The sequence below is a fragment of the Massilia sp. LjRoot122 genome, from assembly GCF_964252725.1.
In the GTDB taxonomy this organism is placed as follows: Bacteria; Pseudomonadota; Gammaproteobacteria; order Burkholderiales; family Burkholderiaceae_D; genus Telluria.
In genome coordinates, this window is sequence record NZ_CAXUPB020000001.1 from 3870630 (window position 1) to 3883735 (window position 13106).

A 13106-nucleotide genomic window follows, 5' to 3' on the forward strand; every position below is an offset into this window, starting at 1 on the left:
TCCAATCGAGAGAAATACCAGGCAACGGGCAGCGCGTAAGCGGCGGGACCGGCAGGCGCACAGGCAGCCCGCGATACGTCACGTACCAGTTGGTGGCTGCCCAGGCGAACGGCGAGTGGCATCTCACGTTCCCCGGTGGGTGTCCACCTTTGCCGGGCGCGACGCGGAAGGCGCGGCGCACGGTGTTTCGCCAGTTACGTGAGACGTAAATGAGAAGATTGTATGTGATCCGGGCCCCTTAGGGCAAGGAAACAGCTGTCTTCTTAACAAGCCAGCAGCCTGGCAAACCGGCGTCAGCAGACTTGTAGCCACTTCGGCTACAATTTTCAGATCCACCGCCCTCAGGACTCACCATGATCGTCTTCATCACCGGCGCTTCGGCCGGCTTCGGCGCCGCGATGGCCCGCATTTTCGTCCGCAACGGCCACCGTGCCATCCTGGCCGCGCGCCGCACCGAGCGCATCGCCGAACTGGCGCGCGAACTGGGCGACGCCGCCCTGCCGGTCACGCTGGACGTCACCAGCCGGGCCTCGATCGAGGCCGCCCTGGCCGGCCTGCCGGAAGGCTGGCGCGACATCGACGTGCTCGTCAACAATGCCGGCCTGGCGCTGAACACCAAGCCGGCCCACGAAGTGCCGCTGGAAGACTGGGACACCATGATCGCCACCAACTGCCAGGGCCTGGTGACCATGACCCGCGCCGTACTGCCGGCGATGGTGACACGCGGCAGCGGCCTGGTGATCAACCTGGGTTCGGTGGCGGGCCATTACCCTTACCCGGGCGGGAACGTGTATGGCGCGACCAAGGCCTTCGTCGAGCAGTTCACCCTGAACCTGCGCGCCGACCTGGTCGGCACCGGCGTGCGCGCGACCAACCTGGCGCCCGGCCTGTGCGGCGGCACCGAGTTCTCGAACGTGCGCTTCAAGGGCGACGACGCGGCCGCGGCCAAGGTGTATGAAGGCACGCAGCCGCTCACGGCCGAGGACATCGCGAACACGGCCTACTGGATCGCGACCCTGCCGCCCCACGTCAACGTCAACAGCATCGAACTGATGCCGACCTGCCAGGGATTCTCGCCGTTCACGATCAAGCGCGGCTGATTTTCACTGTATTTACCACCTGTATCGCGCGCTCTGCAATTGTGAGAAAGTGTTACAGTAATTGGCCTTTCGGCTATGTTTCACGTCTACTACTGCGCACCGTAGCTGCCTTTAGCGAAAGGCACGCCCGACCTTTTCCCTCCCCTATGTTCGCAAGCGTACATAGGGAGGGCAAAATCGCGTAAAATGTTTCCTATTTAAAATTAATGGCAGGGGAAATGCCTTCAGCTTTTGACTGGACAGTCAGGGTCTATTACGAAGATACCGACGCCGGTGGCATCGTGTTTTACGCCAATTACCTGAAATTCTTCGAACGTGCGCGCACCGAATGGCTGCGTGCGGCCGGCGTCGGCCAGCAGGAATTGCTGGACGCGGACGGCAGCGCTTTCGTCGTCAAGAGCGCCTCCCTGGACTACCATGCGCCGGCCCGGCTGGACGATGTGCTGACCATCCGCACCACGGTCGAAAAGCTCGGCCGCGCATCGGTCCAGTTCGCCCAGCAGGCCTGGAAAGGCGAGCTGCTGCTGACCAGTGCCAGCGTCAAGGTCGGCTGTGTCGACATCGCGACCATGCGGCCACGTTCGCTTCCAGACCATGCTGCTGATAAAATGCGCGCCGCATAAACGAGCGCCTGAATAATCCGACAACAGAAGCCTTACCGATGACCGAGACCCCAGACCTTTCGTTGACCGCCCTGATCTTCAATGCCCACCCGCTGGTGCAGTTGATCATGGCCCTGTTGCTGATCCTCTCGATCGTGAGCTGGACCTATATCTTCCGCAAGGTGTTCGCGCTGCGCGCCGCACGTAGCCAAACCGAGCAGTTCGAGCGCAGCTTCTGGGCCGGCGGCAACCTGCACACCCTGCACCAGAGCGCCAGCGCCCAGCGCGACCAGAGCGGTCCGCTGGCACGCATCTTCGAATCCGGCATGGGCGAATTCATCAAGGGCAAGCAGGCCGCGCGCGACGTCGCGGACATGGGTCCGGTGCTGGACGGCTCGCGCCGCGCCATGCGCGCCGCCTTCCAGCGCGAACTCGACGCCCTCGACATCCACCTGAACTTCCTGGCCTCGGTCGGTTCGGTCTCGCCCTACATCGGCCTGCTCGGCACCGTGTGGGGCATCATGAACTCCTTCCGCGGCCTGGCCAGCGTGCAGCAGGCGACGCTGGCAGTGGTCGCGCCCGGCATCGCCGAAGCCCTGATCGCCACCGCGATCGGCCTGTTCGCCGCGATCCCGGCGGTGGTGGCGTACAACCGCTTCACCCACGACATCGACCGCCTGGCGATCCGCTTCGAGAGCTTCGTCGAAGAATTCTCGAACATCCTGCAGCGCCAGGCGCGCTGAGACGGAGGACAGGATGGCCTTTTCCAGCAGCAGCCTGCGCGGCGGACGCAAACGCAAGTTCAAATCCGAGATCAACGTCGTGCCCTACATCGACGTGATGCTGGTGCTGCTCATCATCTTCATGGCGGTGCCGGCCAACGAAGCGCCGAGCGTCGTCAACCTGCCGAGCGCCGAAAAGTCGGCGCTGCCGCCGGACACCTATATCCGGATCTCGGTCCAGCCGGACAACAAGCTGTCGATCGGCGTCGGCGGCAAGCAGAAGCTCGCGTCGGAAGAAGTGGCCGACCGCACCGCCCTGCTCGAACGCCTGCGCGCCCTGCACGAGGAGAATCCGGACTACCCGGTCTTGATTGAAGGCGACCGCGACAGCAAATACGATGACGTGATCCAGCTGATTTCGGAAGCGAAGAAGATGGGCATTAACCGGGTGGGACTTGCCACCAAGTGATATGTCAGCCGCATTGAAGCCCGCCCCTCAGCCTGCTACCGCCGGCGCGCCCTACCAGGTGCCGCCAGAACCGAGCCGCATGCCAGCCTTCCTGCTGGCAGTGGCCGTGCACGCCGTCCTGATCTTCTTCCTGTGGTTCGGCATCAGCTGGCAGAGCAACGAACCGGTCGCGGTCGAGGCCGAAGTCTGGGACATGTCGGTCCAGAGCGCCGCCGCGCCGACCCTCCCGCCCCCACCGGCACCCGAGCCGGAACCCGAACCCGAGCCCGCTCCGCCGCCGCGTCCGGTCGAACCGCCGCCGGTGGAACGTCCCGCGCCGACGCCGCCGGACATCAACCTGCAGCGCGAGAAAGAGCGCAAGGAACTGGAAAAACGCGAGCTGGCCGAGAAGAAGGAACGCGAGCGCAAGGAAGAGGAACGCAAGGAACTCGCGGAAAAGAAAAAGAAAGAGGAAGCGGAAAAGAAGGAACTCGCCAAGAAGGAAGAGGCGGAGAAGAAAAAGAAAGAGCAAGCCGCCAAGCTCGCCGAAGCCAAGAAAAAGGCGGAAGCCGAAAAGGCCGAAGCCGCCAAGCTCGCGAAGCTGGCCCAAGACGAACTCAAGCGCATGGTCGGCGCCATGGGCACGACCGGCACCGCCCAGAAATCGACGGCGCCGAAGGCCGACAGCGGCTACGTGGCCGCGATCACCGCCGCGATCAAGAGCAATACCGCCTATGGCGGCAGCACCACGATGCCGGGCAATCCGAAGGCCATCTTCAAGGTCGAGCAGTTGCCGACCGGCGAAATCATGTCGGTGCGCCTGGTGAAAAGCAGCGGTGTGCCTGAGTTTGACAGAGCAGTGGAAAATGGTATCAAAAAGGCATCCCCGCTCCCGAAGAAGAAAGACGGCACGGTGGAACGCACGCTCGACGTCAACTTCTCGATGAAAGACTACGACTGATCGCTACTGAAGACAGACTATGAAAAAACTCCATTACCTGCTGTTTAGCGCCACCCTGCTGATGGGTACGGCGACCCAAGCCCAGATCAAGGTCGAGATCGCCGGTGTCGGCAGCAACCAGATCCCGGTCGCGGTCGCCGCCTTCGCCGACGAAGGACTGGCTCCGGCCGACGTGTCCGACATCATCCGTGCCGACCTCGAGCGCAGCGGCGTATTCAAGGTCATCGACGCCGGACGGGTCATCAGCGACAGCGCCAGCGTCGACCTGGCCGCCTTCCGCGCCAGCGGCGCCGACGCCCTGGTGGTCGGCAGCGTGTCGCGCGGTCCGGACGGCCGCTTCGCGGTGCGCTACAAGCTGCACGACACGGTCAAGGGCGCCCAGATCTCGCAGCTGGGCGGCGAAGTGCAGCCGAAATACATCCGCCTGCAGGCCCACCGCATCGCCGACGACGTCTACGAAAAGCTGACCGGCGTGCGCGGCATCTTCTCGACCCGCATCGCCTACGTCAAGGAAGACCGCGCCGGCCGCAACTACACCCTGGCCGTGGCCGACGCCGACGGCGAGAACGAAGTCGTGGCCGCGCGCGGCCGCGAGCCGATCATCTCGCCGGCCTGGGCGCCGGACGGCACCAAGGTCGCCTACGTCTCGATGGAAGACCGCAAGCCGGTGGTCTACCTGCAAGACCTGATGACCGGCCGCCGCAACGTGATCTCCAACCTGAAGGGCAACAACTCGGCGCCCGCCTGGTCGCCGGACGGCCGCACCCTGGCCGTCGCCCTGTCGAAAGACGGCAATACCGAAATCTATACCGTGAACTCGGATGGCACCGGCCACCGCCGCCTGACCAACAGCCCGTCGATCGATACCGAGCCCCAGTTCTCGGCCGACGGCCAGACTATTTACTTCACCAGCGACCGCAGCGGCGGTCCGCAGGTCTACAAGATGAGCGTCACCGGCGGCAATCCGACCCGCGTGACCTTCAACGGCAATTACAACATCAGCCCGCGCGTGTCTTCGGACGGCAAGACACTGGCCTGGATTTCCCAGCGTGGCGGCGGTTTTTCTCTTTACGCGATGGACCTGGCCAGCGGCCAGGAGCTGCGCCTGGCCGAAGGGGCCACCGAACCGAGTTTTTCGCCTAACGGCAAGTACATCATGTATGCGACCAAAGGCGGCGGGCGTGTCTCGCTCGCCGTGGTCTCGGTGGATGGACGGGTGAAGCAGCGCTTGACCACCAATGCGGGAAACATTCGGGAGCCCAGCTGGGGTCCCTTCATGAAGTAAATAGCAGTAAATCTTTAATAGACAAGGAGAAAAACCATGCGCAACTTCCAGAAAGTAGCCCTCATCGCTTCGGCCGTCCTGCTGACCGCTTGCTCGTCGACCAAACTGCAAGAGACCCCGGTCGTCGAAAAGACCCCGACCCCGACCGCAGCCCCGGCTGAACCGGCACGCGAAATCCGCCCGGTCGAGACCGGCAGCGTCGATCCGCTGAACGATCCGAAAGGCGTGCTGGCCAACCGCAGCGTCTACTTCGACTACGACAGCTTCGTCGTGCGCGAAGACGGCAAGCCGGTCGTCGCCAACCACTCGGGCTACCTGACCAAGAACACCGGCCGCAAGGTCCTGATCCAGGGTAACACCGACGAGCGCGGCGGCACCGAGTACAACCTGGCCCTGGGCCAGAAGCGTGCTGAAGCCGTCCGTCGTGCGATGTCCTCGCTGGGCGTGTCGGAAAACCAGATGGAAGCCGTGTCGCTGGGCGAAGAAAAGCCGAAGGCCACCGGCAGCGACGAAGCTGCATGGGCTGAAAACCGCCGCGCAGACATCGTTTATCAGTAATCTTCTGGCAATCAAGCTGATAGATTTAAGACTCGGCTGATTGACAGCGGGGCGGACAGCAGTGCAGACTGCATCCGCCCCGTTTTTACTCTGCAATCGGAAAACACCATGATGAAACTGTCCCCGTCCCGTCTTGCCTGCCTGATCCTGGCAGCCTGGATGCCGCTGCAGGCCTCCGCCGGCCTGCTCGACGACGACGAAGCGCGCAAGGCCATCCTCGAGCTGCGCGCCAAGGTCGACGCCGTTGCCCGCGAGCTGAAGACCCAGATCGAGAACAAGTCGGACAAGACCGTCCAGCTCGACATGCTGAACCAGCACGAGCAGACCATGCAGGAAATCTCGCGCCTGCGCGGCCAGATCGAAGTGCTGGCCAACCAGATCGCCCGCGCCCAGGAAAGCCAGAAGCAGCTCTACGCCGACCTCGACGCCCGCATCAAGAAGATCGAGCCGCAACAGGAAACCGTGGACGGCCAGGTCGCCCAGGTGCTGCCGTCCGAGAAGAGCGCCTACGACAGCGCCACCGCCCTGTTCCAGACCGGCGACTACAAGGGCGCCAGCGCCGCGCTGCAGGACTTCGTGCGCCGCTACCCGGACTCGGCCTATGCCGCCAACGCGCAGTACTGGCTGGGCAATGCCTACTTTGCACTGGGCGACTACAAGAAGGCCATCGCCGCCCAGGAAGTGCTGACCACGACCTACTCCAGCAGCCCCAAGGTGCCGGACGCGATGCTGAACATCGGCAGCAGCTACGCCCTGCTGAAGGACAGCAAGAACGCCAAGAAGGCGCTGCAGCAGCTGGTCTCGAAGTATCCGGAGTCGAGCGCGGCCAAGACCGCCAAGGACCGCCTGGCCTCGCTGAAATAAGCTCAGGCTGCGCTACGATGTTGTGTGGTATTTGACAGCGAACGCGGCGCAGCCTATAATCTCGCTTCTTCGGGTCGTTAGCTCAGCTGGTAGAGCAGCGGACTTTTAATCCGTTGGTCGCAGGTTCGAATCCCGCACGGCCTACCAAGTTTCAACAAAACGCCAACCTTCGGGTTGGCGTTTTTGTTTTCAGGCCGCTTGTGCCGCCGGATGCGCCTGCTTCCGGTACAGGAACTCCAGCACCACCCTGCGATGCTCGGTATAGCGCGCATCCTGGGCCAGTGCCACGCGGTCGCGTGGCCGCTCCAGCTCCACCTCGACGATCTCGCCGATGGTCGCCGCCGGGCCGTTGGTCAGCATGACGATGCGGTCCGACAACAGCACCGCCTCGTCCACGTCGTGCGTCACCATCACCACCGTGGATTTGGTAGCCGCGACGATCTTGAGCAGCTCGTCCTGCAAGTGGGCGCGGGTCAGCGCATCGAGGGCGCCGAAGGGTTCGTCCATCAGCAACACCTTCGGTTCCATCGCCAGCGCGCGGGCGATGCCGACCCGCTGCTTCATGCCGCCCGAGATCTCGTGCGGGCGCTTGCCTTCGGCGCTGGCCAGACCCACCAGGGCCAGCGCAGCCTGGGTGCGCTGGCGCAGCTGGGCGCGCGATTCAAGCCCGCCGAACACCCGCTCCACCCCGAGATGGATGTTCTCGTAGCAGGTCAGCCAGGGCAGCAGCGAGTGGTTCTGGAACACCACGGCCCGCTCCGGCGAGGGCCCGGCAATCTCGCGGTTGGCGCACAGCAGCACGCCCTCGGTCGGCTTCAGGAGGCCGGCGATCAGGTTGAGCAGGGTCGACTTGCCGCAGCCCGAGTGGCCGATCAGGGTGATGAACTCGCCCTTGCGCACGGCCAGGTCGATGCCCTGCAGCGCGTGGAACACGCCTTTCTTCGTGTGGAAGGCCATCTCCACGCCGCTGATGTCGATGAACTTCGGATTCGGATGGTTCATGCTCGTTCCTCCTTCAGTTGGCGGTCTGTTCGTGGGTCAGCGCACGGGCCAGGGCCACCAGGGCCTGCTCCAGCAGCAGGCCGACCACGCCGATGATGACGATCGCGATGATGATGTGCGACACGTTCAGGTTGTTCCACTCGTCCCACACCCAGAAACCGATGCCGACCCCGCCGGTGAGCATTTCCGCCGCCACGATGACCAGCCAGGCGGTGCCGATCGCCAGGCGCACGCCGGTGAGGATGTAGGGCAGCGCCGAGGGCAGCAGGATCTTGGTCAAGACCTTCCATTCGGACAAGTTCAGCACCCGCGCCACGTTCATGTAGTCCTGCGGCACGCGCTGCACGCCGACAGCGGTATTGATGACCATCGGCCAGATCGAGCAGATGAAGATGGACCAGATCGCGGCCGGGTCGGCCGACTTGAACACCAGCAGGCCGATCGGCAGCCAGGCCAGCGGCGACACCGGCTTGAGCAGGCTGATGATGGGCGCGAACATGCGGCCCACGAAGGCCAACCGGCCGATCATGAAGCCGAGCGGGATGCCGACCAGCGCGGCCAGGCCGAAGCCCAGCGCCACCCGCTTCAGCGAAGCCAGCACGTTCCAGCCGATGCCCTGGTCGTTCGGGCTGTTGCGGTAGAACGGGTCGGCGAACAGGACGATGGCTTCCTGCAGGGTCGCCTGCGGCGTCGGGAAGGCCGTATTGCGGCTGGCGATGATGTGCCAGGCCAGCACCACCAGGGCGATGCCCAGCAGCGGCGGCAGGATCAGCTGGACGATCCTGGCGAGTGGCTGCGCGCCGCGGGCGGCCACGGCGGCCGGCTTGCGTGCCGGCAGCGAACGTGCGGATGCCGTCGGCGCGGCGACCGGCGGCTTGGGGAGGGATCTCAGGATGGCGCTCATGGCAGCTCCTTGTCAGACGATGGGATTCAGACCTTGATCTTGAACGAGGCGGCGTAGGCTTTCGGATTCCGGCCATCCCAGACGGCGCCGTCCATGAGTTTCGAACTGCGCAGCGGGCTCTTCGGAATCGGTGTCCTGGTCATGGTGGCGGCTTCCTTGTACAGCTCGACCTGGTTGACGCTTGAAGCCACGGCCAGGTAGTCCGGGTCGTCCTTCAGCAAGCCCCAGCGGCGGTGCTGGGTCATGAACCACATGCCGTCCGACAGGTAGGGGAAATTGACCGCGCCCTCGTTGTAGAACTTCATGTGGTTCGGGTCGTCCCAGGTCTTGCCGAGGCCGTTCTGGTAGCGGCCCATGATGCGCTGGTCGATGGCATCCTTGCTGGTGTTGACGTAGGACTTGCTGGCGATGACTTCGGCCATCCTGTTCTTGTTGGCCAGCGAGGAATCGATCCATTTGCCGGCTTCGAGGATGGCGGCCATCATGGCGCGGCAGGTGTTCGGATGCTTCCTGGCGAATTCGAGCGTGCTGCCCAACACTTTCTCCGGGTGGTCGCGCCAGATGTCCTGGGTGGTGACGGCCGTGATGCCGACCTTGTCCATGATGGCGCGGTGGCCCCAGGGCTCGCCCACGCAGAAGCCATCCATGTTCCCGACCCGCATATTGGCCACCATCTGGGGCGGCGGCACGGTGATGACCTTGGCGTCCTTCATCGGGTTGATGCCGTTGGCCGCCAGCCAGTAGTACAGCCACATCGCATGGGTGCCGGTCGGGAAGGTCTGGGCGAAGGTGTATTCGCGCTTCTCGGTGCGCATGAGCTTCGCCAGCGATGCGCCGTCGACCGCCCCCTTGTCGGACAGCTGTTTCGAGAGCGTGATGGCCTGGCCGTTGTTGTTCAGGCCCATCAGCACTGCCATGTCCTTCTTCTGGCCGCCGATCCCCATCTGCACGCCGTAGAGCAGGCCGTAGAGCACGTGGGCGGCGTCCAGCTCGCCATTGGCCAGCTTGTCGCGCACGCCGGCCCAGGAAGCCTCCTTGCTCAACACGAACTTGACGCCGTACTTCTTGTCGAGGCCCAGCACCGAGGCCATCACGACCGACGCGCAATCGGTCAGCGGGATGAAGCCGATCCTGATTTCTTCCTTTTCCGGCTTGTCCGAACCGGCGGCCCAGGCGCCACCCGATGCCAGGCCCAGCAGGCTTGCTCCCGCAGCCACGCCCGCACCCTGCATGAAATTCCTGCGCGTGACGCTCACCCCGTCGGCAGCTTGCGGCATGGTGCTCTTCGCTTCGAGTTTCTGGTATTTCATCGCGGTCCTTTATGTTCAGGCAAAAAAAAGCGACGCGTACCCCACATGAAGCTGCTCATGTTCGGGTAGACGTCGTTGTCCGGGTGGCTCTGCCGGCGCTGGCAGGGCTCGTGCGCTTCGTTGCGCCAATGTCAATATGCAAGCGCCGTGCCAGCAAGGTCTGCAGAGGGAAGCGGCGACCGGCCGGATGGCTGATGCACCGTGCAATGGCAGATGCGCCGCACAGTGATTGTGCAGCGCATCATTTTGGGAGAACAGTGTGCCGCCGCATGGGCGGCCGTGGTGCGGCGCCTCAGCGCTGGGCCAGGGTGGCCCCCACGACGATGACCTCGGCCAGGCGGTCGCTCGGGACGTAGCTCATCAGCATGTCATCGCCGTTCTCGCCGCGGTTGAAATCCATCGTCACATTGCCGTCGCGCGATACGAAGCGGTCCGGCGACACGGCCACCAGGCGGATGACCGGCTGCCGGTCGATCTGTGCACTGATGCCGTTGGCGGTCGTGCCGACCTTCATGCGCCAGCCATTCGACAGGGCGTACGCTCCACGCACGGCATCGAGGTGTTCCTGGTAGACCCTGGCGGTGCGGGCCGGGGCGGTCACCTGCACGCTCGAGATCGACGAGCTCGTGGCAGGGTAACTGTGTGACTGGGCCACGGCATCGGCGGCCAGAAGAAACAGGGGAATGGCACTAAGTAGGGCGAGGCGGCGCATGATGACTCCTTCAGGACACGGGACAGGCGCGCTGGCGAGGCCAGCGTGGCTCATTCCAGTCTAGGGCGGGGTCCGCTACCTGCAAGGTGTCTTTGGCGGACATCACGAAACGGTCTCGATCGCCGCGAAGTCAGACTTGCTTGAAATGATACAAAAACAACATGCTCGGACAGTTTTTTGTATCGAATTGTATTCCTGTCCGTCCGGTTTTCACGGTCTCCCGCTCAGCGTAAGTGTTGGTTTCCCCCTACGCCCCTCTGCATCCACTTGACTTTAGCGAGCGGCAGCGGGATATTGTTGTTTCACGGAAATTGCTTGAGATTGTAAGCAATCGTGTACGCCCTTGTCATCAGCAATCCTGGATGTAAAATAGATAACATCCAGTGCGGCAAGTTCGCGTGCATAGGGCCGCGCACGCTATCCGGCTTGCCTGAGCTCGGCTGGCGCCCAGTGCGTCTTCCGCCGGGCCACTCGCCAGCATTGTCGCGCCATCCAGGGGCGCCACGCATTGAACACTACCCATTGAACGCCAGCCTCCGGTGGAGGCGGCAAATCAGGAAGCCATCATGAACACCGAGCATTCGCATCCACGCATCCATCCGGGCACCGTCGACCGCAGCAATCCAAACGCGCCGAAGCGCACTTTCGCAAAGAGCATCGTCTCGAACAGCCGCCGCCTGCGCCAGCGGGTCGGCCTTGCCGTCAGCCTCTGCCTCGGCCTGGCGGCAATCGTCATCGCCCTCGAATAAAAACGAGGCCGCGGGCCGCCAGGCCCGCGGCCTTGCCATCAGAACTCTTCCCAGCCTTCGGTCGCTTCCGCCTTGCGCGTCGCGGCCTCCCTGCGGGCTGGCGCTAGGGCGGCTGCCTTGCGCGGCTTCATCGCAATCGCGCCCGCTGCCTTCGCCGGACGCGCCGCCACTACAGGCGCCGCCTGCGCATCGAGCCTGAAAATCCCGACCGCCTGCGCCAGCTCCGCCGCTTCCTGCTGCAACGACTGCGCCGCCGCCGAAGCCTGCTCGACCAGCGCCGCGTTCTGCTGCGTCACCTCGTCCATCTGCGACACGGCGCTGTTGATCTGTTCGATACCGGCGGTCTGCTCCTGACTCGCGGCCGTGATCTCGGCCATGATATCGGTCACGCGGCCGACGCTCTGCACGATGTCCGCCATGGTCGCACCGGCCTGGTCGACCAGCATCGAACCGTGATGCACTTTCTCGACTGAATCGTCGATCAGCGCCTTGATCTCCTTGGCTGCCGCAGCGCTGCGCTGGGCGAGGTTGCGCACTTCCCCGGCGACCACGGCGAAGCCGCGGCCCTGTTCGCCCGCGCGCGCCGCTTCCACCGCCGCGTTCAGCGCCAGGATATTGGTCTGGAAAGCGATGCCGTCGATGACCGAGATGATGTCCACGATGCGGGTCGCCGAGTTGTTGATCGCGCCCATCGTGGCCACCACCTGCTCGACCACGGCGCCGCCCTTGCCCGCCACTTGCTGGGCAGAGGCCGCCAGGGCATTGGCCTGGCGCGCATTGTCGGCGTTCTGCTTGACGGTCGAGGTCAGTTCTTCCATCGAGGATGCGGTCTCTTCCAGCGAACCGGCCTGCTGCTCGGTACGCGCGGACAGGTCGAGGTTGCCGGCGGCAATCTGGCCGGAGGCGGTGGCAATGGTGTCGGTACCGCCGCGCACGCGGGTGACGATCTGCACCAGCGAGGTATTCATGTCGCGCAGCGCCAGCAACAGGCGGCCGGTCTCGTCCTGCGAGTTCACCTCGATCTTCCGGGTCAGGTCGCCCGCGGCGACGGCACCGGCGATCTCGACGGCCTGTTCGATCGGGCGCACGATCGCGCGCACCAGCATCCAGCCCACCACGGCTGCCATCAGCAGGCCGAATGCGAGACCGGCCAGGCAGACCATCCGCACGGTCCGGAAGCTCGCCTGCGACTGCTCGTATTCCTGTTGCGCCACGCGCTCCTGAAGGTCGAGCAACTGAGTGCCGAGCTCGCCCACAGGCTGGAAGCGGCGCGCCATCTCGCCCGTCACCAGCTGCTTGGCCAGTGCGGCATCGCCGCCACGCACCGCCGCGACCGCCGGCAGCAGGCCCTGGGCCAGGAAGGACTTGCGCGCATCGACGAATTTCGCCACCAGCGCCGCTTCCTCGGGCGTCAGTTCGGTTTGCTCGTATGCCTTCCAGGTGGTATTCACCGCAGCCACATTGGCTTCGACCTGGGACAGGAAAGCGTCGCGCTGGGCATTGTCGGCAGCGTCCGCAGCTTTTCCGACCAGCAGCTGATTGGTCGTGATCAGCTGCATCACGCGGCTGAGCTGGCCGATCGGCACGACACGGTCGTCGTGCAAGCTCTTCAGCTCGTCGTTGGCGACGCCCAGGTTATAGATGCCGATGACGGCGCCGGCGACCAGTTCGGCGGCGAGGAAGGTGATGACGAAGACGAGGCGGGTTTTGATCGTGAGATGTTTGAACATGGTGGCTCGCTAGGAGTGTTGGCCGGCGAAGATGCCTCTATACACTTGAATTATAGAAACAACTGCGCAATCCCATGCGCATATCGATCGAACTGATCATGTCGATGAGCAGCGCCGTGGTCGCTCTACCACAGAGGCCGGCCGGATGCACCGTGTCGG

The 13106-nt window shown here is 64.1% G+C and carries 14 protein-coding genes, 1 tRNA gene and 1 riboswitch; of the genes, 10 read left to right on the plus strand and 5 right to left on the minus strand.

Annotated features, from left to right (window positions below):
- Positions 1-91: 91 nt before the first annotated feature.
- Positions 92-208, minus strand: a riboswitch (ZMP/ZTP riboswitch).
- Between the two features lie 145 nt (positions 209-353).
- The 9 genes from ACSQ25_RS16935 to ACSQ25_RS16975 all read left to right on the plus strand — a co-directional run bounded on the left by ACSQ25_RS16935 (position 354) and on the right by ACSQ25_RS16975 (position 6687).
- Positions 354-1100, plus strand: coding sequence for an SDR family oxidoreductase (locus ACSQ25_RS16935; protein ID WP_436106839.1), 747 nt, complete (start codon positions 354-356; stop codon positions 1098-1100).
- A gap of 218 nt (positions 1101-1318) precedes the next feature.
- A complete protein-coding gene (gene ybgC / locus ACSQ25_RS16940; RefSeq protein WP_436106840.1) occupies positions 1319-1723 on the plus strand; it encodes a tol-pal system-associated acyl-CoA thioesterase in 405 nt (134 codons plus the stop codon).
- A 38-nt stretch (positions 1724-1761) separates the two neighbouring features.
- Positions 1762-2445: a protein TolQ gene (tolQ, locus tag ACSQ25_RS16945; protein WP_436106841.1), complete on the plus strand. Its 684-nt coding sequence runs from the start codon at positions 1762-1764 to the stop codon at positions 2443-2445.
- A gap of 13 nt (positions 2446-2458) precedes the next feature.
- A complete protein-coding gene (locus ACSQ25_RS16950; RefSeq protein ID WP_436106842.1) occupies positions 2459-2893 on the plus strand; it encodes a biopolymer transporter ExbD in 435 nt (144 codons plus the stop codon).
- 1 nt (position 2894) lies between these two features.
- Positions 2895-3833, plus strand: coding sequence for a cell envelope integrity protein TolA (gene tolA, locus ACSQ25_RS16955; protein ID WP_436106843.1), 939 nt, complete (start codon positions 2895-2897; stop codon positions 3831-3833).
- A 19-nt stretch (positions 3834-3852) separates the two neighbouring features.
- Entirely contained in the window at positions 3853-5118 is a 1266-nt protein-coding gene (gene tolB / locus ACSQ25_RS16960; protein WP_436106844.1) for a Tol-Pal system beta propeller repeat protein TolB, read from the plus strand.
- Positions 5119-5154: 36 nt separating this feature from the next.
- On the plus strand, positions 5155-5676 hold the full coding sequence (pal, locus tag ACSQ25_RS16965) for a peptidoglycan-associated lipoprotein Pal (protein ID WP_436106845.1): 522 nt from the start codon (positions 5155-5157) through the stop codon (positions 5674-5676).
- Positions 5677-5784: 108 nt separating this feature from the next.
- Positions 5785-6540: a tol-pal system protein YbgF gene (ybgF, locus tag ACSQ25_RS16970; RefSeq protein WP_436106846.1), complete on the plus strand. Its 756-nt coding sequence runs from the start codon at positions 5785-5787 to the stop codon at positions 6538-6540.
- 71 nt (positions 6541-6611) lie between these two features.
- A tRNA-Lys gene (locus ACSQ25_RS16975) sits at positions 6612-6687 on the plus strand.
- A gap of 42 nt (positions 6688-6729) precedes the next feature.
- On the opposite strand, the gene ACSQ25_RS16980 is transcribed toward ACSQ25_RS16975, so the two are convergent.
- From ACSQ25_RS16980 to ACSQ25_RS16995, 4 genes are all read right to left on the minus strand, one after another.
- Complete coding sequence (locus tag ACSQ25_RS16980) at positions 6730-7542, minus strand: ABC transporter ATP-binding protein (protein ID WP_436106847.1); 813 nt, start codon at positions 7540-7542, stop codon at positions 6730-6732.
- A 13-nt stretch (positions 7543-7555) separates the two neighbouring features.
- A complete protein-coding gene (gene ntrB / locus ACSQ25_RS16985) occupies positions 7556-8446 on the minus strand; it encodes a nitrate ABC transporter permease (protein ID WP_436106848.1) in 891 nt (296 codons plus the stop codon).
- A gap of 26 nt (positions 8447-8472) precedes the next feature.
- Complete coding sequence (locus tag ACSQ25_RS16990) at positions 8473-9723, minus strand: CmpA/NrtA family ABC transporter substrate-binding protein (protein WP_436108094.1); 1251 nt, start codon at positions 9721-9723, stop codon at positions 8473-8475.
- Between the two features lie 325 nt (positions 9724-10048).
- A complete protein-coding gene (locus ACSQ25_RS16995) occupies positions 10049-10468 on the minus strand; it encodes a hypothetical protein (RefSeq protein ID WP_436106849.1) in 420 nt (139 codons plus the stop codon).
- A gap of 566 nt (positions 10469-11034) precedes the next feature.
- Between ACSQ25_RS16995 and ACSQ25_RS17000 the strand changes: the two genes are divergently transcribed.
- Positions 11035-11217 (plus strand): hypothetical protein, encoded by a 183-nt coding sequence (locus ACSQ25_RS17000; protein ID WP_436106850.1) that lies wholly within the window; start codon positions 11035-11037, stop codon positions 11215-11217.
- 38 nt (positions 11218-11255) lie between these two features.
- Here the strand turns inward: ACSQ25_RS17000 and ACSQ25_RS17005 are convergent, their stop codons facing one another.
- Positions 11256-12947, minus strand: a complete 1692-nt coding sequence (locus ACSQ25_RS17005; protein WP_436106851.1) for a methyl-accepting chemotaxis protein — start codon at positions 12945-12947, stop codon at positions 11256-11258.
- Between the last annotated feature and the right edge of the window lie 159 nt (positions 12948-13106).